The sequence below is a fragment of the Vibrio sp. 3-2(1) genome, from assembly GCF_963887575.1.
Lineage (GTDB): Bacteria > Pseudomonadota > Gammaproteobacteria > Enterobacterales > Vibrionaceae > Vibrio > Vibrio anguillarum.
In genome coordinates, this window is sequence record NZ_CAWPGB010000001.1 from 1 (window position 1) to 22,404 (window position 22,404).

Annotated in this window: 21 protein-coding genes; 3 read left to right on the forward strand and 18 right to left on the reverse strand. The window is 45.1% G+C overall.

Annotated features, from left to right (window positions below; all coding sequences use genetic code 11):
• Positions 1-416 precede the first annotated feature (416 nt).
• Genes hemG through AACQ79_RS00015 form a run of 3 tightly spaced genes read right to left on the reverse strand, consistent with a single transcriptional unit; the run spans position 417 to position 3,065 of the window.
• Positions 417-944: a menaquinone-dependent protoporphyrinogen IX dehydrogenase gene (hemG, locus tag AACQ79_RS00005; RefSeq protein WP_013855605.1), complete on the reverse strand. Its 528-nt coding sequence runs from the start codon at positions 942-944 to the stop codon at positions 417-419.
• Positions 945-953: 9 nt separating this feature from the next.
• Positions 954-2,411, reverse strand: coding sequence for a TrkH family potassium uptake protein (locus AACQ79_RS00010; RefSeq protein ID WP_017046377.1), 1,458 nt, complete (start codon positions 2,409-2,411; stop codon positions 954-956).
• 30 nt (positions 2,412-2,441) lie between these two features.
• Positions 2,442-3,065 carry a YigZ family protein gene (locus AACQ79_RS00015; protein WP_170899514.1) on the reverse strand — a complete coding sequence of 208 codons (624 nt, stop codon included), beginning with the start codon at positions 3,063-3,065 and terminating at the stop codon, positions 2,442-2,444.
• A 218-nt stretch (positions 3,066-3,283) separates the two neighbouring features.
• Between AACQ79_RS00015 and fadB the strand changes: the two genes are divergently transcribed.
• Together fadB and fadA are read left to right on the forward strand one after the other, a co-directional pair.
• A complete protein-coding gene (gene fadB, locus AACQ79_RS00020) occupies positions 3,284-5,455 on the forward strand; it encodes a fatty acid oxidation complex subunit alpha FadB (RefSeq protein ID WP_170899515.1) in 2,172 nt (723 codons plus the stop codon).
• A 14-nt stretch (positions 5,456-5,469) separates the two neighbouring features.
• Complete coding sequence (gene fadA / locus AACQ79_RS00025; RefSeq protein ID WP_017046375.1) at positions 5,470-6,645, forward strand: acetyl-CoA C-acyltransferase FadA; 1,176 nt, start codon at positions 5,470-5,472, stop codon at positions 6,643-6,645.
• Positions 6,646-6,711: 66 nt separating this feature from the next.
• Here the strand turns inward: fadA and punR are convergent, their stop codons facing one another.
• Positions 6,712-7,617 carry a DNA-binding transcriptional activator PunR gene (gene punR, locus AACQ79_RS00030; protein ID WP_094147384.1) on the reverse strand — a complete coding sequence of 302 codons (906 nt, stop codon included), beginning with the start codon at positions 7,615-7,617 and terminating at the stop codon, positions 6,712-6,714.
• A 148-nt stretch (positions 7,618-7,765) separates the two neighbouring features.
• Here punR and punC point away from each other — a divergent pair, with 148 nt between their 5' ends.
• Positions 7,766-8,971 carry a purine nucleoside transporter PunC gene (gene punC / locus AACQ79_RS00035; RefSeq protein ID WP_026027660.1) on the forward strand — a complete coding sequence of 402 codons (1,206 nt, stop codon included), beginning with the start codon at positions 7,766-7,768 and terminating at the stop codon, positions 8,969-8,971.
• A gap of 64 nt (positions 8,972-9,035) precedes the next feature.
• On the opposite strand, the gene glmU is transcribed toward punC, so the two are convergent.
• The 14 genes from glmU to mnmG all read right to left on the reverse strand — a co-directional run bounded on the left by glmU (position 9,036) and on the right by mnmG (position 21,958).
• Entirely contained in the window at positions 9,036-10,397 is a 1,362-nt protein-coding gene (glmU, locus tag AACQ79_RS00040) for a bifunctional UDP-N-acetylglucosamine diphosphorylase/glucosamine-1-phosphate N-acetyltransferase GlmU (RefSeq protein WP_026029111.1), read from the reverse strand.
• A gap of 150 nt (positions 10,398-10,547) precedes the next feature.
• The gene (locus AACQ79_RS00045; protein ID WP_013855597.1) at positions 10,548-10,970 is read right to left on the reverse strand and encodes a F0F1 ATP synthase subunit epsilon; all 423 of its coding nucleotides are present in this window, start codon (positions 10,968-10,970) and stop codon (positions 10,548-10,550) included.
• A gap of 18 nt (positions 10,971-10,988) precedes the next feature.
• Positions 10,989-12,392 carry a F0F1 ATP synthase subunit beta gene (atpD, locus tag AACQ79_RS00050; protein WP_010319968.1) on the reverse strand — a complete coding sequence of 468 codons (1,404 nt, stop codon included), beginning with the start codon at positions 12,390-12,392 and terminating at the stop codon, positions 10,989-10,991.
• Between the two features lie 34 nt (positions 12,393-12,426).
• Entirely contained in the window at positions 12,427-13,293 is an 867-nt protein-coding gene (atpG, locus tag AACQ79_RS00055) for a F0F1 ATP synthase subunit gamma (RefSeq protein ID WP_013855594.1), read from the reverse strand.
• Between the two features lie 63 nt (positions 13,294-13,356).
• Positions 13,357-14,898: a F0F1 ATP synthase subunit alpha gene (gene atpA / locus AACQ79_RS00060; protein ID WP_026027662.1), complete on the reverse strand. Its 1,542-nt coding sequence runs from the start codon at positions 14,896-14,898 to the stop codon at positions 13,357-13,359.
• 13 nt (positions 14,899-14,911) lie between these two features.
• The gene (atpH, locus tag AACQ79_RS00065; protein WP_013855592.1) at positions 14,912-15,445 is read right to left on the reverse strand and encodes a F0F1 ATP synthase subunit delta; all 534 of its coding nucleotides are present in this window, start codon (positions 15,443-15,445) and stop codon (positions 14,912-14,914) included.
• 15 nt (positions 15,446-15,460) lie between these two features.
• Positions 15,461-15,931 (reverse strand): F0F1 ATP synthase subunit B, encoded by a 471-nt coding sequence (gene atpF / locus AACQ79_RS00070; protein ID WP_013855591.1) that lies wholly within the window; start codon positions 15,929-15,931, stop codon positions 15,461-15,463.
• A 76-nt stretch (positions 15,932-16,007) separates the two neighbouring features.
• Positions 16,008-16,262 carry a F0F1 ATP synthase subunit C gene (gene atpE, locus AACQ79_RS00075; RefSeq protein WP_002540812.1) on the reverse strand — a complete coding sequence of 85 codons (255 nt, stop codon included), beginning with the start codon at positions 16,260-16,262 and terminating at the stop codon, positions 16,008-16,010.
• Between the two features lie 57 nt (positions 16,263-16,319).
• Positions 16,320-17,150 (reverse strand): F0F1 ATP synthase subunit A, encoded by an 831-nt coding sequence (atpB, locus tag AACQ79_RS00080; protein WP_013855589.1) that lies wholly within the window; start codon positions 17,148-17,150, stop codon positions 16,320-16,322.
• Positions 17,151-17,158: 8 nt separating this feature from the next.
• Positions 17,159-17,548, reverse strand: a complete 390-nt coding sequence (locus tag AACQ79_RS00085; protein WP_013855588.1) for a F0F1 ATP synthase subunit I — start codon at positions 17,546-17,548, stop codon at positions 17,159-17,161.
• 188 nt (positions 17,549-17,736) lie between these two features.
• Positions 17,737-18,618 (reverse strand): ParB/RepB/Spo0J family partition protein, encoded by an 882-nt coding sequence (locus AACQ79_RS00090; protein ID WP_017044113.1) that lies wholly within the window; start codon positions 18,616-18,618, stop codon positions 17,737-17,739.
• 24 nt (positions 18,619-18,642) lie between these two features.
• Positions 18,643-19,416, reverse strand: coding sequence for a ParA family protein (locus AACQ79_RS00095; protein ID WP_013855586.1), 774 nt, complete (start codon positions 19,414-19,416; stop codon positions 18,643-18,645).
• A gap of 14 nt (positions 19,417-19,430) precedes the next feature.
• Positions 19,431-20,063 (reverse strand): 16S rRNA (guanine(527)-N(7))-methyltransferase RsmG, encoded by a 633-nt coding sequence (gene rsmG, locus AACQ79_RS00100; RefSeq protein WP_010319958.1) that lies wholly within the window; start codon positions 20,061-20,063, stop codon positions 19,431-19,433.
• Positions 20,060-21,958 (reverse strand): tRNA uridine-5-carboxymethylaminomethyl(34) synthesis enzyme MnmG, encoded by a 1,899-nt coding sequence (gene mnmG, locus AACQ79_RS00105; protein WP_170899516.1) that lies wholly within the window; start codon positions 21,956-21,958, stop codon positions 20,060-20,062. The genes rsmG and mnmG overlap by 4 nt, the downstream gene beginning before the upstream one ends.
• Positions 21,959-22,404: the final 446 nt, after the last annotated feature.

Genomic DNA, 22,404 nt, shown 5'->3' on the forward strand with positions numbered 1-22,404 from the left:
TCCAACAGAACAACAATGAATTGACTGTGCCAAAATCAAGTAAACTTGATTCTGATTGGTCACTCAGTTCATTGATAAATCTTTTTTGATTATCATCAACGAGTGCCCACACAGATTGATAGGTTTACATTGTTAAAGAGCGTTCTTCTATGGCTTGCCGAGGCTTCCTTTGAAGAGGCGGCCATTCTAGCGAGATAATGAAAAGTGTCAAACACTTTATTAAATTATTTCGTCTTACTGATTTGACCTACTGATTGGCTGCTGGTTGGGCTTGAACCCTTACTGGCTGTGCCGTGTCAGTGAGGCGGCATTATAGAGATCGCCGTCACGTTGGCAACCCCTTTTTGCTGTTTTTTTTGATTTTCTATTTGTTCGAACAGAAAAAAGCCAAAAGACGCTAAAAATCGACTTTTTATTTACAATTTTTTAAAGTTATCACTAAAAAGAGATACTTTTTGCCAGTTTGTGTATTCAACTTCTTTTGAGGTATCAGTTTCACCGCCAGTCAATGACATGATGAAACGAATCATCACCTTATCGAAAAAGTGATAACGTGGATAGTAAAGAGCACCAGCGAAAACTCCGATTAGCTTGGGTTGCCATGCTGATTTACTGAGAAAGGTTTTAATATAGACACTTCCTTCTGGAGTATCTTTACCCTGCGCTTCTTTTCTTGCAGTTAAGTTGACACAAAAGAACGCCGCTTTAGCGAGTGCTAATTGCTCGGCATGTTTTTCTATAAATTGATAAAGCTTTTTATTTAAATGTCCGTAGCGAATAGAAGCACCAATTAAGACTCGATCGTAAAGAGCTAAATCAATATCCTCAATTTGATGTAAATCGGCAAGTTCGCAATCAAACTCAGAAAGTTCCTCTTTTATATAGTTAAGAATTTTCTTGGTTTGACCTTCACGGGAAGAATAGAGAAAAAGAGCTTTTTGCACGGGATATCCTTAACTGCGCCAAAACGTAGGGGTAAGCAGTATTAATAGTGTAAAAATTTCTAAGCGACCAAAGAGCATCGAAACAACCAATACCCATTTTGCACTGTCATTAACATCCGCAAAATGTACGGAGACTTGACCTAATCCAGGCCCTAAGTTATTCAATGTTGCAGCGACGGCAGAAAATGCACTCAGTTCATCCATCCCTGTTGCGATCAATGCCAACATACACGCCACGAAGACCAGTGCGTACGCTGAGAAAAATCCCCAAACCGCGTCAACAACTCGCTGTGAAAGAGCACTTCCGCCCACCTTAATCGTATACACGGCTCTTGGGTGGATAAGGCGTTTCATCTCACGAGCACCTTGTAAGGTAAGCAATAAGATACGGATCACTTTCATGCCACCGCCCGTAGAGCCAGCACACCCACCTATAAATGAAGAAAACAGCAATAATACAGGTAAGAATAACGGCCAATCTGCAAAACCTGTTGTGGTAAAGCCTGCCGTCGTCGAAATGGATACCGTTTGAAATAGCGCCTGATCAAAAGCGTCATAAAAAGAGTCGTAAGAATGGTGTTTGAGTAAAATCGAAAAGCAAACCGCAAACAAAATGACTTGTATAAGAGCGAAAGCTCTAAACTCTGGATCTTTAAGGTAATATTTTGGATGAACACCACCTGTCGCAAACGCCGCGTAATGGAGAGTAAAATTACAGGCTGAAATGAGCAAAAAAACAACCGTAATTAAATTGATCGCATAACTGTCAAAATACCCCATGCTTGCATCATGAGTCGAAAACCCACCAATAGCGATCGTAGAGAAGCTATGACAAATCGCATCAAATAGGGTCATCCCTGCTGCCCAAAAAGCAGTCGCGCAGGCAATCGTTAAGCTTAAATAGATGTACCAAAGTGCTTTGGCGGTTTCGGCGATTCTTGGAGTAACTTTAGTATCTTTGACCGGGCCCGGGATCTCCGCCCGATATAACTGCATTCCCCCAATTCCCAATACTGGCAAAATGGCCACCGCTAGAACGATGATCCCCATCCCACCAAACCATTGTAAAAACTGCCGATAGAACAAAATCGCTTTAGGTAATTCATCTAACCCAACAATGACGGTTGCTCCGGTGGTGGTTAATGCTGAAAACGATTCAAAAAACGCATCCGTCACCGATACATTAGGGTTATCCGCTAACCAAAATGGTAATGAACCCGCACTACCGATAACCGTCCAAAACAGTACAACGATCAAAAAACCGTCTCTGGCTTTCAATTCATGTCGATAGCGGCGGTTTGGAAACCAAAAAAAACCGCCACACATCAACAATACAAAAAAGGTCGTGACAAAAGGTACACCTGCACCATCGCGGTACAGCAAAGCCACCAGCGCAGGGGCAAGCATAGAGACACTAAATAGCGCGAGCAAAAGCCCGACGATACGAATAATAGATCGAATTTGCATTGCTTTTTCTGAAGCGAAGCTTCTGACTTCCTAATTATTTTTTATGGCGGTCACTACAGCTTTTGCACCGCTTTTATTAATGATAGTTTGAGTAAAGGCATCAAGATGGCGCAATTCTATCTCAACAAGAAATTTAACCTGTTCTTTATAATCGGCTTCGACTTCGAATGCTTCATACTGCGCGATGATGGATTGAGCAATCGGCACAAAACTGTAGTCTAACGTTAGGGATAATTTTGTGGTGATTTTTTTCTCAATAGTTTGAAGCTGCTTGAGTGCTTGTTGTACTCCGCCACCATAAGCTTTAACTAACCCCCCAGTGCCAAGACGAATCCCACCATAATAACGAGTGACGACGGCCGTTAACTCCCCGACACTCGATCCGACTAGCTGCGCCAATATCGGTTTGCCCGCCGTCCCTGATGGCTCACCATCATCACTAAAACCCCACAACATCGAATCTTCCGGTCGTCCGGCAACAAAGCCCCAGCAGTTATGTCTGGCGTCGCTATGTTTTGTCTTTATTTGCGCAACGAAGGCTTTGGCAGCATCTACACTCGGAGTATGGGCCAAATAGGTAATAAAGAGGCTTTTTTTGATTTCCTCTTCAAATTGGGTGGGCAACGCTGGAATTAAATAAGGTTGTTCGTTCATGTGAAATCATAGATCGAGCGGATGGCAAGAGTGTAACACGTGCACTTAAAAAAGCAGCGCTGATCTCCATTCGCACTCAATGTTAAACAGTTGTTTAAAAAATGTATTGAAATTAAACAATCCTCAGGTCAAACTAAACCGACTGGTCAAACCAGAACCATTAATACAACAAAAACTCTCACACACGATCTTAAGGTTGTATGTCACGGAGATAGACAATGATTTACCAAGCCAACACCCTACAGGTAAAGGAATTACAAGATGGTATTGCGGAGTTGCGTTTCTGCTCCAAGGAGTCAGTGAACAAACTTGACCTTGCCACTCTTGAATCGCTCAACCATGCACTTGATGCCCTAAAAGCCCACCAAGGACTGAAAGGCCTTATTCTTACTTCCGATAAAGAATCTTTTATTGTCGGGGCTGATATCACTGAGTTTTTAGGTCTCTTTGCTAAACCTGCGCAAGAACTCGACCAATGGCTGCAATTTGCCAATAGCATTTTCAACAAACTAGAAGATCTACCCGTTCCGACACTAGCCGCTTTAACAGGGTACGCGCTAGGCGGTGGATGTGAGTGTGTACTCGCTACCGATTTCCGTATTGGTGACGCGACCACCAGCATAGGATTACCGGAAACAAAGCTTGGTATTATGCCGGGGTTCGGTGGCTGTGTGCGTCTGCCTCGTGTAATTGGTGCCGACAATGCTATGGAAGTGATCACTCAAGGCAAAGCATGTCGTGCTGAAGAAGCCCTTAAAATTGGGCTGCTCGATGCGATTGTTGATAGCGACAAACTGCTTGAGTCAGCACTCAAAACCATCACATCGGCCATCAATGAAACCGTTGATTGGAAAATGCGTCGCCAGCAAAAAATGTCCGCGCTGACACTCAGCAAATTAGAAGCCATGATGAGCTTCACCATGGCCAAAGGCTTGGTTGCACAGCATGCCGGACCTCATTATCCAGCGCCAATAACCGCTGTTATTGCAATAGAAGAAGCCGCGCGCTGTAGCCGTGATGAAGCATTGGCCATTGAGCGTAAACACTTCGTTAAGCTCGCTCATTCTGAAGCGGCGAAATCCTTGGTCGGTTTATTCCTCAACGACCAATATATTAAAGCACTGGCAAAAAAAGCGGCTAAATCAGCCAATAAAGAAACCGGACGAGCGGCTGTACTTGGTGCGGGGATCATGGGCGGCGGCATTGCTTATCAATCGGCAGTAAAAGGCGTGCCTGTTTTGATGAAAGATATTGCTCAATCGTCCCTTAATTTAGGTATGACCGAGGCATCTAAGTTACTTAACAAGCAGCTAGAGCGCGGAAAAATTGATGGTTTTAAAATGGCCAGTGTGCTGGCATCGATTACGCCTAGCCTGCATTATGCGGGGATTGAGCAAGCGGATGTGATTGTTGAAGCTGTGGTTGAAAACCCGAAAATCAAAGCCGCGGTACTAAGTGAAGTCGAAGCCAATGTTGGTGAGGATGCGGTTATCACCTCGAACACCTCAACCATTCCAATCAACCTACTGGCCAAATCACTCAAACGTCCAGAAAACTTCTGTGGTATGCACTTTTTTAACCCAGTACATCGTATGCCATTGGTGGAAATTATTCGTGGTGAACACACTTCCGATGAAACCATCAATCGAGTTGTCGCTTACGCGGCCAAAATGGGTAAATCCCCCATCGTGGTCAATGACTGCCCTGGGTTCTTCGTAAACCGCGTACTTTTCCCTTACTTTGGTGGCTTTAGTTTATTACTGCGCGATGGCGCTGATTTCACTCAAATCGATAAAGTGATGGAACGTAAGTTTGGTTGGCCAATGGGCCCTGCTTATCTTCTAGATGTGGTCGGTATTGATACCGCTCACCATGCACAAGCAGTAATGGCACAAGGTTTCCCCGAACGTATGGGTAAACAGGGCCGCGATGCTATTGATGCACTGTTTGACGCCAATAAATATGGCCAGAAAAATGGCAGCGGTTTCTATCAATACACTTTAGATAAGAAAGGCAAACCGAAGAAAACTTTCTCTGAAGAGGTTCTCACTGTTCTTAACGTAGAATGTGGTGATAAACGTACTTTTGATGATCAAACCATCATTGAGCGCATGATGATTCCGATGATCAATGAAGTGGCACTCTGTTTAGAAGAGAAGATCATCGCTTCACCCCAAGAAGCGGATATGGCGTTGGTGTACGGCTTGGGGTTCCCTCCTTTTAGAGGCGGCGTATTCCGCTATCTCGATAGTCTTGGCTTACAAAACTACGTTGCAATGGCAAGCCAATACCAAGCATTGGGCGCGATGTATCATGTACCTCAACTGCTGCTTGATATGGCAGAAAAAGGCGAGACCTTCTACGGTACTCAACAAGCAAGTTCTATCTAAGGAGAGATGTCCAAATGACTTCACATAAGAGAAATGTCGTAATTGTTGATTGCCTACGCACCCCGATGGGTCGTTCAAAAGGTGGGGCATTTCGTCATACTCGTGCGGAAGATTTATCTGCACATCTGATGAAAGGCATTTTAGCCCGTAATCCACAAGTCAACCCAAAAGAGATCGAAGATATCTACTGGGGTTGTGTGCAACAAACCTTAGAACAAGGCTTTAACGTCGCGCGTAATGCGGCACTGTTGGCTGGCTTGCCGATTGAAATTGGTGCCGTCACCGTTAACCGTTTATGTGGTTCATCAATGCAAGCACTGCATGATGCCACCCGCGCCATTATGGTTGGTGATGCTGAAATCTGCCTTGTGGGCGGCGTTGAGCATATGGGACACGTACCGATGAACCATGGCGTTGATTTCCATCCTGGCATGTCAAAAACCGTTGCCAAAGCTGCGGGGATGATGGGGTTAACGGCTGAGATGTTAGGTAAAATGCACGGCATTAGCCGTGAGCAACAAGATGCCTTTGCCGCTCGTTCGCATCAACGCGCTTACGCAGCAACCGTTGAAGGCCGCTTCAAAAATGAAATCCTCCCCACTGAAGCTCATGCCGAAGATGGTACTCTGTTCACGCTCGATTTTGATGAAGTGATCCGCCCGGAAACCACTGTTGAGGGGCTAGCACAGTTGCGTCCTGTTTTTGACCCAGCCAATGGTACTGTAACGGCAGGCACCTCATCGGCTCTGTCCGATGGCGCATCGGCGATGTTGATCATGAGCGAAGAGAAAGCCAATGCGCTTGGCTTAAAGATTCGTGCGCGTGTGAAATCAATGGCCGTCGCTGGTTGCGATCCTTCAATTATGGGTTACGGGCCAGTTCCGGCGACCCATAAAGCGCTACAGCGTGCAGGCCTCACCATGCAAGATATGGATGTGATTGAGTTAAACGAAGCGTTTGCAGCTCAATCTCTACCTTGCGCGAAAGATCTTGGTTTGCTCGATGTAGTGGATGAGAAGGTTAACCTAAATGGAGGGGCGATCGCACTGGGTCATCCTCTCGGGTGTTCTGGCACGCGCATCTCAACCACATTGATTAACTTGATGGAAGCGAAAGACGCCAAATATGGTCTAGCAACGATGTGCATTGGTTTAGGCCAAGGCATTGCGACTATTTTTGAGCGCCCATAACTATTCTGTTTTTCTTCTCACTGAAGAGTCTTTTAAGAGCCAGCACTGCTGGCTCTTCTTATTAGGTTATTTAGCTTGAAGCCAATCACGATAAAGTTGATCGCTACTGCCCAGATAATTTACCATCCACTCGATCAATTTATGATTATCATCTTTGCGCCATACTAAACAGCATTGACTAAGCAGTTTATCAACGGTGAGAACCCGTTCAACCAACCCACCATCAACAATCAAAGGTTGTGCAATGTGTCTTGGCATGTAGCCCACACCGACTTCATTTTTTAAGCATTCAATCGCACTATACCAATTCGGTAAAAGTAAGCGCCGTTGCTGCGGGTAGTGATCCGTATGCCGCTTGGGTAATACACTTGACGTGTCATCCAAACAAATCGCCGGGAACTGACTGACAAAATCTTCGGTTAAATAGGGCTCTTGAGCACAAGGGTGACGAGGAGACATCACAAATGCCCAATCCAACACACCCATGTCACGCACTTCAAAATCACCACCGACAGGAATCGCAGAGGTTGCACCAATCACAATGTCAGCTCGACCTTGCGCAATAGCTTCCCATGAGCCATTAAACACTTCCATGTTGATTTGCAGCTCAGCAAACTCAAACGTGCGATAAAAATCTTCCACCAGCGGTTTCATTTTGTCGAGTTTGACCACGTTATCAAGCGTCAATTTTAGCGTTTTCTGCCAACCATGCGCCGCGCGTTTAGTTTGTGAACGAATCTCTTCCATCTGCCTAAGCAATTGGCGAGCCTCCACCATAAACAGCTCACCAGCGGGCGTCAGTTCCACCTTTCTAGGTAAACGGCGAAACAGCAGCACATCCAAATCTTGTTCGACTTGGCGAACGCCGTAGCTGATCGCTGACGGCACTTTATGCAAAACTTCCGCAGCGGCGGTAAAACTACCCAACCGTGCGACAGTATCAAGCATTTCTAATGAGGATTTAGAAAACATAAGCCTTCAATTTTTTTGATGAATAACCAACAAATTTAGCGTTTCATTTAATATTAAACGAAAAATAGAATAGATGAGTAGATAAATTAAGGTTGGCATAGATTAATGCTGGCCAAATATTGATTAATTTTTTTGAATGGTAATAAAAATGAAAGCATCAAAATTACAGTTGCTGTACTTAGCCGCGCTCTCTATGCTTGGCTTCATTGCCACAGACATGTACCTCCCGGCCTTTAAAGCGATGGAAATGGACTTTGCCACAGGGCCAGAGCAAATAGCCTTGTCTCTCACCGTTTTTCTGGTCGGTATGGCATTAGGTCAACTGGTGTGGGGCTTAGCTTCCGATAAATATGGTCACCGTAACACTTTAGCGGCTGGCCTAGTTCTCTTCACGTTGGCATCATTTGGTTTAGCTTTTAGCGAGCAGGTGTGGCAATTATTAGCGTTGCGCTTTGTGCAAGCTTTAGGGGTGTGTGCTCCCGCAGTGATCTGGCAAGCAATGGTAATTCAACGCTACCCAGCTAAAACAAGCCAGCAAATATTCGCCACCATCATGCCTTTGGTCGCGCTTTCACCCGCGCTTGCACCTCAATTAGGCGTCTTACTGGCCGATAACTTTGGTTGGCACAGTATTTTTGTGACATTGACATTGATGGGCGTTGCGCTTGTAGCCTGTACTTTTGCTCAAAAAAATGAACAATCACAACCCAAACAAACCTCAATTAAGCAAGATATCAAAGCTCTGCTCAGCACTAAAACCTACTTGGGTAATGTAATGATGTTTGCTTGCGCTTCTGCGGCCTTCTTTGCTTACTTGACTGGGATGCCAGAGATTATGGCACGCCTTGGTTATGCCGCTAAAGATATCGGTTTGAGTTTTATTCCTCAAACGATCGCTTTCATGGTTGGTGGCTACTTAGGTAAGGTGGGAGTGAATAAATTTGGTGACGAAAAAGTGCTCAAGCAGTTGATTGGCCTCTTCAGCGTTGCCACTTTATTAGTATTCATTGCCTCACAGTGGCAACTGACCTCAATTTGGCCAATTTTGGCACCGTTTTGCTTAATAGCAGTTGCCAACGGAGCGCTTTACCCTATCGTGGTGAACCGCGCACTATCGAGTGCCAAACAAAGCCCAGCCACTGCAGCGGGTTTACAAAATAGCTTACAAATCTGCGTTAGTAGTTTAGCCAGCGCATTGGTCGCAACGTTGGCCAGCCAAGCACAAATGGTGACGGGTATTGCAATTATGATTTGTATGGGCGGGCTATGGATTGGTTATATCGTCTCGAACCGCGAACTTTCTCAACACTTCACCGCACCAGATAATGCACGCGTAGTCAGCGATGAAGAGTAAGTCTTTTAATAAGAACTGATACAAAAAGCCGCTCATGATGAGCGGCTTTTTAATCGTTCATTTGTTAGCTACGCTTAACAGGACGCTTCCAACCATTGATTTTGCGCTCTTTCGCGCGAGTGATGACTAACTCACCTTCAGCAACGTTACTGCTTAGCGTAGTGCCAGCACCAATCGTTGCACCATTGGCGATCGTTACAGGAGCAATCAACTGGCTGTCTGAACCGACAAACACATCATCACCAATTGTGGTTTTGAATTTATTGACACCATCGTAATTACAAGTGATAACGCCAGCTCCGACATTAACACGCTGGCCAATTTCGGCATCACCAAGATAAGTTAAGTGATTGGCTTTCGAACCTTCACCCAAACGAGTATTTTTTACTTCCACGAAGTTACCCACGTGAGCATCATTACGCAGTTCAGCACCAGGACGTAAACGGGTAAAAGGCCCAACGGTACAGTTTTCTGCAACGGTTGCCCCTTCAATGACGCTGTATGGGCGGATCACTGTGTTGTCATCAATTTCGCAATCTTTAAGCACGCAACCCATGCCGATAATTACGTTATCACCCAAAGAGACATTTCCTTCGATGATGACGTTTGCATCAATCTCAACATCCATCCCACACTGTAATTCACCACGCAGATCAAAACGCGTAGGATCACGTAGCATCACACCTTGTTCTAATAGCTTTTTCGCTTGTGTTGCTTGATAAGCACGCTCTAAACGAGCCAGTTGAGCGCGATCATTTACTCCTTCCACTTCAATAGAGCTGGCAGGATGAACAGCCTCAACTGCGCGGCCTTCATTGTGCGCGGCAGCGATAACATCTGTCAGATAATATTCGCCTTGTGCGTTCTCATTACTTAAGCCTGACAACCAGCGCTTGAGATCGCGCCCCGTTGCCACCATCACGCCCGTATTGATCTCTTTAATTAACTTTTGCTCATCAGTGGCATCTTTTTGTTCAACAATTGCCACCACAGGGCCATGCTTACGCACGATACGGCCATAACCGGTTGGGTTATCCAGTACCACTGTCAGCAAGGCTATTCCATCATTAGGCTGTGCATCTAACAAGCTTTCCACGGTTTCTTCCGAGATCAATGGAACATCACCGTACAACACGAGGATCTTCTCATCGTCTTGGAAATGAGGCGAGGCTTGATCAACGGCATGGCCAGTTCCTAATTGATCCGCTTGCAGCACCCAGTTAACCGACTCTTCGGCAAGCGCTTGCTGCATTTGCTCACCACCATGACCATAAACCAAGTGGATATTTTGGGCACCTAAGCTATTGCACGTATCAATTACGTGTTTCACCATTGGCTTACCCGCCAGTGTGTGCAGCACTTTAGGCATATTAGAATACATTCGAGTACCTTTACCTGCTGCGAGGATCACTGCGCTAAATTTCATTGACAACCTATTGACGTTAAAAAAGTTAAGCCGCATTTTAGCGGTAATTAAAGAGATAGTTAATTTAACTAAATAATTTTCTGTTAAAAAATAAGCAAAAAGGCGACCTATAGGTCGCCTTTTTACATCACGTCTTAATTATAAAACACATTAACGACGTTTTTTGGTCAGCTCGATAACTCGTAACTGAGCCATGGCTTTAGCCAGTTCACTGGCCGCTTGTGCGAAGTTCATATCGCCATGCTGATTTGAAATATTCTCTTCAGCTTTGCGTTTGGCTTCTTCTGCCTTAGCTGCGTCTAGTTCTTCACCACGAATTGCCGTATCAGCCAGTACTGTAGCAGTACCCGGTTGCACTTCGACAATACCACCCGAAACATAAATAATTTCTTCGTGGCCGTGTAGCTTAACGATACGCACCATACCAGGCTTAATAGCGGTCAGCAGCGGTGTGTGACCATGGAAAATTCCCAGTTCACCTTCGCTACCGGTCACCTGAAACGTTTCGACTTGGCCAGAGAAGATTTTCTTCTCTGCACTGACGACGTCTAGGTGAAAGGTTATTGCTGCCATATCGCCTCCTAGTTAGCCTTATAGCTTCTTAGCATTCTCAATCGCATCGTCGATAGTACCGCAGTACATAAACGCTTGCTCTGGAATGTCATCGTATTCACCAGATAGAAGACCTTTGAAGCCACGTAGCGTCTCTTTTAGAGGTACGTAAACACCAGGGTCACCTGTAAATACTTCAGCTACGTGATAAGGCTGAGTTAGAAAACGTTCAATCTTACGTGCACGTGATACAACTTGCTTATCAGATTCAGACAACTCGTCCATACCCAAGATCGCAATGATGTCTTTCAGCTCTTTGTAGCGCTGAAGCGTCTGCTGAACGCCACGAGCGATGTCGTAGTGCTCTTGACCTACGACGAGTGGGTCTAGCTGACGAGACGTTGAATCGAGTGGGTCGATCGCTGGGTATAGGCCCATTGCTGCGATGTTACGGTTAAGTACAACCGTTGCATCCAAGTGCGCGAACGTTGTGGCTGGAGACGGGTCCGTCAAGTCATCTGCTGGTACATATACCGCCTGTACAGACGTGATAGAACCTTGCTTAGTTGACGTAATACGCTCCTGAAGCACACCCATTTCTTCTGCAAGAGTAGGTTGGTAACCTACCGCTGAAGGCATACGACCTAGCAGTGCTGATACTTCCGTACCGGCAAGCGTGTAACGGTAGATGTTATCGATGAACAGAAGTACGTCACGACCTTCGTCACGGAAACGTTCTGCCATTGTCAAACCCGTCAGTGCAACACGTAGACGGTTGCCTGGTGGCTCGTTCATCTGTCCGTAAACCATCGCTACTTTTGATTTTTCAGGCTCTTCGATGTTTACAACACCGGCTTCCTGCATCTCATAGTAGAAATCGTTACCTTCACGAGTACGTTCACCAACACCCGCAAATACTGAAAGACCTGAATGTTGCAGTGCGATGTTGTTGATAAGTTCCATCATGTTAACGGTCTTACCTACACCTGCACCACCAAATAGACCGATTTTACCACCCTTAGAGAATGGACAAACCAAATCGATTACTTTTACACCGGTTTCAAGAAGAGCAGTTTCGTTTGATTGCTCTTCATAGCTTGGAGCTGGACGGTGGATAGAGTAAAGCTCTTCCGCACCGATTTCACCACGCTCATCAATCGCATCACCAAGCACGTTCATGATACGACCTAAAGTCTTAATACCGACTGGTACTGAAATTGGAGCGCCAGTATTTTCAACTACCAAACCACGACGTAAACCATCAGAGCTACCCATTACGATTGCGCGAATCACGCCACCGCCAAGCTGCTGTTGAACTTCAAGAACGAGACGTTCTTTTGAATCCACAACATTCAGAGCATCGTAAACACTTGGTACTTCGCCCTGTGGGAACTCTACGTCGACTACCGCACCGATGATCTGTACGATCTTACCTGTAGCCATCGTTAATCCTCTAAACTGTTTGTTTTACCTAAGCTTAAACCGCTGCTGCACCAGAAACGATTTCCGATAGTTCTTGTGTAATCGCCGCCTGACGGGCTTTGTTATACACAAGCTGTAAATCATCAATCAAGTTGCTTGCGTTATCGGTAGCTGCTTTCATCGCAATCATTCGAGCAGCTTGCTCACAAGCAAGATTCTCAACCACACCCTGATAAACCTGAGACTCTACATAACGCAGCAATAGTGCATCGAGTAGAGGCTTTGGTTCAGGCTCATAGATGTAATCCCAAGAATGTTCGCGTTTCATCTCTTCGCTATTCGATCTAGGCAAAGGTAGTAATTGATCGATCGTTGGTTCTTGAACCATAGTATTCACAAATTTGTTGAACACTACGTATAGGCGATCCAACTCACCTGCATCATATTTCTTCAGCATAACACCAACGGAACCGATCAAATCTTCCAAGGTTGGGCTATCGCCCAAACCAGAGACTTGAGCAGCGACTTTAGCGCCACTGTTTCTAAAGAAAGCCGTTGCCTTTGAGCCCACAATTGCCAGCTCAACCTCAGCACCTTTCTCCGACCAATCTTTCATGTCATGTAGAGCTTTTTTGAACAAGTTCACGTTCAAACCACCACACAAACCACGGTCTGTTGAAATAATGATGTAACCAACACGTTTGGCTTCGCGCTCTTCTAGATAAGGATGACGATATTCTAGATTTGCACTCGCCACATGACCGATCACTTTACGCATTGTTTCAGCGTATGGACGAGAAGCTTCCATGCCGTCTTGCGAACGACGCATTTTTGAAGCTGCTACCATTTCCATCGCTTTCGTAATTTTCTGCGTGCTTTTAACACTACCGATTTTATTACGTATCTCTTTTGCGCCGGCCATCGTTTTACTCTCTTTTAAGGTAATCCGTTATTGGTCAGTGGTGACCCTAGGGTCACCCACCAATTACCAGGTCTGGGTTGCCTTGAAATCGTCAACCAGTTTCTTGAACTGAGCTTCGATTTCATCGTTATAAGCACCCGATTTGTCGATATCTTTTACAAGATCAACATATTGACCACGAGCATACGACAGTAGAGCAGATTCAAAATCAGCCAGTTTATTCAACGCAACATCATTTAAATAACCACGCTCTGCCGCAAAGATAACCAACGCTTGGTCAAACACAGACATCGGAGCATATTGTTTCTGCTTCATCAGCTCTGTTACTTTCTGACCATGGTTTAGCTGTCTCTTCGTCGCTTCATCAAGATCTGACGAGAACTGAGCAAATGCAGCAAGTTCACGGTACTGTGCAAGCGCGGTACGGATACCACCTGACAGTTTCTTGATGATTTTCGTCTGAGCGGCACCACCTACACGAGATACTGAAATACCAGGGTCAACGGCTGGGCGAACACCCGCGTTGAATAGTTCAGTTTGTAGGAAGATCTGACCATCGGTAATCGAGATTACGTTAGTCGGTACGAATGCTGAAACGTCACCCGCTTGTGTTTCAATGATAGGTAGAGCGGTTAAAGAACCGGTTTTACCTTTCACTTCACCCTTAGTGAAACGTTCTACATACTCTTCGCTAACACGAGCAGCACGCTCAAGTAGACGAGAGTGGAGATAGAAAACGTCACCTGGGAATGCTTCACGGCCTGGTGGGCGTTTGAGTAGTAGTGAGATCTGACGGTAAGCAACCGCTTGTTTAGATAAGTCATCATAAACAATCAGTGCATCTTCACCGCGATCGCGGAAGTATTCACCCATTGCACAACCTGCATATGGCGCAAGGTATTGCAATGCCGCGGATTCAGAAGCCGATGCAACAACCACAACTGTGTTTGCAAGCGCGCCGTGCTCTTCTAATTTGCGTACTACGTTAGCGATAGTTGAGGCTTTTTGGCCAATCGCAACATAGATAGAGTAAATACCTGAATCTTTTTGGTTAATAATTGCGTCGATCGCCATTGCTGTTTTACCAGTTTGACGGTCACCGATGATAAGTTCACGTTGGCCACGACCGATTGGGATCATAGAGTCAACTGACTTATAGCCGGTTTGTACTGGTTGATCGACTGATTTACGGTCGATTACACCAGGTGCAATCATTTCAACAGGTGAAGACAATTTCGCTTCGATAGGACCTTTACCATCGATAGGCTGACCGAGTGTATTCACTACGCGACCTAACAATTCAGGACCAACTGGCACTTCAAGAATACGACCAGAACCTGTTACTTTCATGCCTTCCTTAAGGTCAGCATATGGACCCATGACAACCGCACCAACCGAGTCACGCTCAAGGTTAAGTGCAAGTGCATAACGGCCACTCGGTAATTCAATCATTTCACCTTGCATCACGTCCGCTAGGCCGTGAATGCGAATGATACCATCGCTTACCGATACGATAGTACCTTCATTGCGAGCTTCACTAACAACGTCGAAAGATTCGATACGTTGTTTAATTAGATCGCTAATTTCCGTGGAATTAAGTTGCATGCTCCAATCCCCATCAAGACTGTAATGCATCGCTCAGGCGGTTTAAACGACCGCGGGCTGAGTTATCGATGACAAGGTCTCCGGCTCGAATTATAACCCCACCAAGTAGGGTCTCATCTATACTGCAATTCAGCTGAACTTTGCGTTCAAGACGCTGCTCAAGTTTGGTGCTGATATTGACAAGCTGTTCATCAGAAAGCTCAGTTGCTGAAATCACTTCAACATCCATCTGCTTCTCATGCTCTTGTTTCAGAGCAAAGAACTGTTCACTAACATCAGGAAGAGCCTTTAATCGGCCATTCTCAGCCATCACCTTTAACAGGTTCTGGCCATAAACATCAAACTGTTCGCCACAAATTGCGATGAAAATTTCCGCTAATTTCTCAGCCGAAACAGAGCCCGTTAGTAGCTCTTTCATTTGCTCGTTCTTTGCGACCTCGGCAGCAAAAGCTAACATCTGACCCCATTGGTCAAGTTGCTTTTTCTCTACCGCAAAATCGAATGCTGCTTTAGCATAGGGGCGTGCAATTGTAGTCAAATCAGACATAAAGCGCCCCCATCCTTAAAGTCTTGCAGTAATGTTGTCGAGAATATCTTTGTGCGCATCTTTATCGATAGAACGCTCAAGGATTTTCTCAGCACCAGCTACAGCCAGAGTTGCAACTTGTTTACGCAGCTCATCGCGGGCACGGTTACGTTCAGATTCAAGTTCAGCTTCCGCTTGAGCAAGGATTTTCTGGCGTTCTGCCTGAGCTTCCTCACGTGCTTCGTCTAAAATTTGAGCTTTACGTTTATTTGCCTGTTCGATGACCTCAGTTGCAGTGCGCTTCGCTTCTTTCATTTGTTCAGAAGCGTTGGCTTGTGCTAGATCCAAGTTTTTAGCAGCACGCTCAGCGGCTGAAAGACCGTCAGCAATTTTCTTCTGACGCTCTTCGATCGCATTCATGATTGGCGGCCATACATATTTCATGCAGAACCACACAAACAGTGCAAACGCGATTGCTTGACCTAGCAGAGTTGCGTTCATATTCACAACAGCTACCCCTCTATTTGTTCACCAACGAAAAGTATTAATCAACGACAAATCATCAATTTGTGTGATCGGTTGATTAACCTAGTTGACCAACAAATGGGTTCGCGAAAGTGAATAGAAGCGCAATTACGATACCGATCATAGGAACCGCATCAAGTAGACCCGCGATGATAAACATCTTAACTTGTAGCATAGGAGCCATTTCTGGTTGACGAGCAGCACCTTCAAGGAATTTACCGCCTAGAAGTGCGAAACCAATCGCTGTACCAAGAGAAGCAAGACCGACGATAATACCTACGGCGATTGCAGAAAAGCTCAGTAAAGTTTCCATTACTATCTCCAATTTATAGTTGTTGGCTTATGTGCCCAAATAAAAAGCTTTAAAAAATTAATGATCACTATCTTCGTGTGCCATTGATAGATAAACAATAGTCAGCATCATGAACACGAAAGATTGAATCAGAATTACCAGAATATGGAAAATCGCCCACGGTAGTGAACCCATCCATTGTAGCCACCATGGTAGCATCGCTGCGATAAGAATAAATACCACCTCACCTGCGAACATGTTACCGAATAGACGCATACCGAGTGAGAGAGGTTTCGCAAGTAACGATACCACTTCAATAAGTAGGTTAAACGGAATCATGGTCCAGTGATTGAATGGATGTAGAGCTAATTCTTTCGCAAAACCACCTAGGCCTTTCACTTTGATGCTGTAGTAAATCATCAGAGCAAATACGCCTAGAGCCATAGCCATGGTGATATTCACATCAGCTGACGGAACCACTTTTAGATAAGGGATACCAAGCCAATGTTGTGCTGGATACGGTAAGAAATCGATGGGCACTAAGTCCATGATGTTCATTAACAATACCCAACAAAAGATAGTCAGTGCCAGCGGTGCTATAAGTGGATTGCGTCCATGAAAGGTGTCTTTGACGTTTTGATCGACAAATTCTACCAATATTTCAACAAAACACTGCAGCTTACCGGGTACACCCGCTGTTGCTTTCTTTGCTACAGAGCGAAATATCCATAGGAATATTAAGCCAGTAAACAAGGAAAAAAACAGGCTATCGATATGTACGTTCCAGAAACTCGTCTCACTAATTGACAGCCCCAAATCGTAATGCTCAGAAATCTTCGCAAGAGAGAGGTTCGTCAAGTGGTGTTCAATGTATCCGGACGATGTTAGCGCTTCACCTGGCGCAGCCATAACTCATCCTATTTTTTGTTGTTAATGAATAGCACTGGCGCACAGATATTAATACCTAGAGCCAGCAAATAGGTTAGTTTGAGGGGAACGAGTTCCACCTGCATATACATGTAGGCAACACAGAACAGTGCAACTGTGATGAGGATCTTGAGTACTTCGCCAGTGTAGAAAGAGGCCGCGACTTGCTTCGCAGCACGAGCTCCACTAAACATAAAAGCACACAGCGCAAAAACCGCATTGGCAATGACAAAGATGCCACCCCCAATCAGCGCAGAAAAGCCCCATTCAGCATTTACAGCTACCGCCATCCCTGCCGCCACAAAAATAACCGCGCCAGACTGGATCATTAACAATCGCTTAGCAAGCTCTCGTCCTGGTCTAGCCAACGCAGCTACCATGTATTCGTACCTCTAGTAATATCCTCAGCTCATCTACAACATAGGGCTGGGAAATTGGCGAAAATTATACGGTGAGTCGAACTGATTGCAATTGAAAGACAGCAAAAAGTTACAATTTTGTTTACAAACCGACAACTTTCAAATAAAAAAACGTTTTTTGCATAATTGACTTAAATCAATTATCTCATTTAGCTTTCTAGCTTGGCAATTAGTTGCTCTAATTTGTGAGGCTCATCAAGACTAATCGTCATTTTGGCTTTGCCACCTTTTGAACGAATGATCGACACTTTAGCCCCTAACATTTCACTCAATCTTTGTGACATTTGTTGTGCATCTAAGTCTTCCGATGCCGATCCGTCCTCAGAAGGCTGTGTTAGACACTTTTTCACTAATTGCTCAGTTTGTCTCACGGTCAGCTGTTTTGCGGCCACACGTTGTGCAATTTCAATTTGTTGATCGCCTTCGAGCATCAATAATGCTCGTGCATGGCCCATTTCAAGCTGCTTGGTTTCCACTAAACGCTTCACGCCATCCGCCAATTGATTTAAGCGTAATAAGTTACTCACGGTAGTGCGTGATTTACCAATCACATCAGCCACCTGTTGGTGAGTGAGCTTAAATTCGTCTTGCAACCGCTCTAAAGCTTGTGCTTCTTCAATCGCATTCAAATCTTCGCGTTGAATATTTTCTATCAGTGCCATCGCAATCGCAGCGCGATCTTGGACATTTTTGATCAAACAGGGCACTTGCTTTAAACCTGCTTGTTTTGCAGCGCGCCAACGGCGTTCACCTGCAATAATTTCATAGCCGCCAAGTTCTAAACGTCTTACCACGATCGGCTGGATAATACCTTGCGATTGGATAGACGCAGATAGCTCTTCCAACGCTTCTGCCGACATATCTTTACGTGGTTGATACATGCCAGGTTTCAAATTTGATACCGCGATATCCATTAATTCGCCATCAGAAGAGAGTGCTTGGCTATGTGAGGCGGCTTGCTCCTTTTCACGAGCAAGAGAACTGGTTGCGAGCAATGCATCCAATCCTTTTCCTAAACCACGTTTAGTCATGTAGACGAATTCCTTTAGTTGAGATTATGCGGGTATTTCTTCTCGACGAAGCATTTCGCCAGCTAAGGCGAGATATGCTTTTGCCCCAGCTGAATACTTGTCGTAGTACATTGCTGGCTTACCATAACTTGGCGCTTCAGCAAGACGGACATTACGAGGAATAACGGTGCGATAGACTTTGTTTCCAAAGTGCTTTTTCAGTTGATCGGATACTTCATTGGCTAGGCGATTACGCGGATCGTACATCGTTCGAAGTAACCCTTCGATTTTCAGGTTTTCGTTGACTACCGCGGCTAACTTGCTGATGGTATCCATTAACGCCGTTAAACCTTCTAATGCAAAATACTCACATTGCATTGGCACTAACACAGAATCCGCTGCGGCCATGGCGTTGATTGTAAGAAGATTTAAAGAAGGAGGACAATCAATAAAGATGAAATCATAGTTATCACGAACTGGCGCGAGGGCATTTTTCAAACGCACTTCGCGAGCAAAGACTTCCATTAATTTGATTTCAGCGGCTGTCACGTCTCCGTTCGCCGCAATCAAATCGTAGTGTCCCGTTGTTTTGCGACACACGACTTCATCAAAAGGGGTGTCTTCGACCAACAATTCGTACGCGGTTGCATCTACTTGATACTTATCAACACCACTGGCCATCGTTGCATTGCCTTGTGGGTCGAGATCGATCACTAAAACTTTACGCTTAGTCGCCGCCATAGAGGCCGCTAAGTTAATGCACGTTGTTGTTTTTCCTACGCCACCTTTCTGGTTGGCGATTGCTACGATTTTGCCCACGGTATGCCTCGCTGTTATCCCTTGCGAGATAAGATTACAAGATGACGGTCACCTTCCAACTCAGGAACTTTCAAAGCTTTGACATCAGTCACAGAACACCACTCAGGTAGTGTGGCTATTTCCTCATCTGGCCGTTGTCCTTTCAGGGCTAAAAATCGGCCCGATGTTTCTTTTGGTAAATGGTGACACCATTCCACCATATCGAGCATTGAAGCAAACGCACGGCTCAGTACGCCATCAAATTTTACTTCAGGCTGAAACTCTTCGACTCGACTTTGAATCGTGGTCACATTTTTAATACCAAGCTCATGCAGAACTTGTTTAATAAAACGAATGCGCTTACCCAAACTATCGAGTAAGTAAAAGGTTTTATCAGGATTCATGATAGCGAGAGGTATACCAGGTAAACCAGGCCCAGTACCAACGTCGATAAAACGCTCACCCTGTAAGTGAGGACTTACCACTATACTATCTAAAATATGTTTCACCAACATATCCATAGGATCGCGCACTGAGGTGAGATTGTAGGCTTTGTTCCATTTATTCAGCAGTTCCACGTAACCGACTAATTGGCTACGTTGCTGCTCATTGACCTCGAGATCGGTTTGACCAATTAAATCATCGAGACGCGTTCTTAACTCGCTCATGCGGCGTCTTCCCCTTTCTTCAATACACCTTGCTTTTTCAAATAAACCAATAAGATAGAAATAGCAGCTGGTGTAATACCGGAAATACGAGAGGCAATACCAACCGTTTCAGGCTTGGCATTGTTAAGCTTAAGGATCACTTCGTTGGACAAGCCTTTGACCTGTTTATAGTCAAGATCCAGCGGCAATTTAGTGTGCTCATGGCGCAATGATTTGTCGATCTCATCTTGCTGACGCTGAATATAACCATCGTATTTGATTTGAATTTCAACTTGCTCAGCCGCTTCACTATCGTTCAATGCTGGTGCAAATGACTCAAGCGACGTGAGCTGTTGATAGGTGATTTCTGGTCGACGTAGTAGATCTTCACCACTCGCTTCACGAGACATGGGTGTTTTGAGCAACGCATTCAGTGCATCAACACCCACGGAGTTCGGGTTCATCCACGTTTGTTTCAAACGTTGACGTTCGATTTCCATGTTTTCCATTTTTTGATTAAAACGCGCCCAGCGCGCATCATCGACTAAACCTAACTCTCTGGCTTTTTCGGTTAAACGCAAATCGGCGTTATCTTCGCGTAGCAGTAAGCGATATTCAGCGCGAGAGGTAAACATGCGATAAGGTTCTTTGGTACCCATAGTGGAAAGATCATCGATCAACACGCCCATGTAAGCTTGATCACGGCGTGGACTCCAGCCTTCTTTTTCTTGGCTAAATAAGCTTGCATTCAAACCAGCCATTAACCCTTGCGCTGCCGCTTCTTCGTATCCGGTGGTGCCGTTGATTTGACCAGCAAAGAACAAACCACTGATGAATTTGGTTTCGTAGGTTTGTTTTAAATCTTGTGGATTGAAAAAATCGTACTCGATGGCGTAACCCGGACGAACAATATGTGCGTTTTCAAACCCTTTCATTGAGCGAACGATCTGCACTTGTACATCAAACGGTAAGCTGGTGGAAATACCGTTAGGGTAGAGTTCTGTCGTGCTCAAACCTTCAGGCTCGATAAAAATTTGATGGCTATTTTTGTCGGCAAAACGCATGACTTTGTCTTCGATCGATGGGCAGTAGCGTGGGCCGATACCTTCGATGACTCCTGCGTACATCGGACTACGATCAAGATTGGCACGGATCACATCATGCGTTTTATCGTTGGTATGCGTGATGTAGCATGGTATTTGACGTGGATGCTGTTCACGTTGTCCCATGAAGGAAAAAACAGGCGTTGGGTTATCACCGTGTTGTGTTTCTAACACTGAGAAGTCCACGCTGCGCGCATCGATCCTTGGTGGCGTACCGGTTTTTAAACGATCTACTCGAAACGGCAGTTCACGTAAACGTTGCGCTAATGCGATCGATGGAGGATCTCCTGCGCGGCCTCCTGAGAAGTTTTCAAGACCAATGTGGATCTTTCCACCAAGGAAGGTGCCTACCGTCAATACCACCGCTTTGGCGTGGAATTTGAGGCCCATTTGAGTCACAACGCCCATTACACGATCATTTTCAACGATAAGATCATCGACCGCTTGTTGGAACAAAGTTAAGTTTGGCGTGTTTTCAAGCACATCACGCACATACGATTTGTAAAGCGCACGATCTGCTTGGGCTCGAGTCGCTCGAACCGCTGGCCCTTTTGAGGCATTGAGTGTTCTAAATTGAATACCTGCATGATCAATCGCTTGTGCCATTAGACCGCCCATGGCATCGACTTCTTTAACCAGATGTCCTTTACCAATTCCGCCGATCGCAGGATTGCACGACATCTGTCCTAGAGTCTCAATGTTATGGGTAAGCAATAGCGTACTTTGACCAGTACGAGCTGCAGCGAGAGCGGCTTCCGTTCCAGCATGGCCACCACCGACCACAATGACGTCAAATTTTTCGTGATAAAGCATGAACCGACCTCAGGTATTCAATGAAGCATGGACTGACAAAAGAGGCGTATTCTACCTGCTTTCCACTGGCTAGAAAATCGCTTTTCTGCTTTTTTAATCTGAGCTTGGTAAGTTAATAATATATAAGATCTATATAGAGATCTTTTATTAGATCTATTATTAGGATCGAGCATATCTGTGGATAACCGATAAATGATCAACAAGATCATGGTTTTTAAGAGGATCACAAGCTGTGATCCTGACATGATCTAATCGTGTATTAGCTGGGATCAAAAAGGCTAGTTATACACAGGGTCGTGAAATGCATAAGTTATTAATTGGATAACTATAGGTTAATCACCGAATAACAGCATAGTTATACACATTAAAATATTTAAAATGGACTTAACTTTTCTATGGCGAGTATTGAGACAGTTATACACAGAGCTTAAGAGTACAAAAAAAGC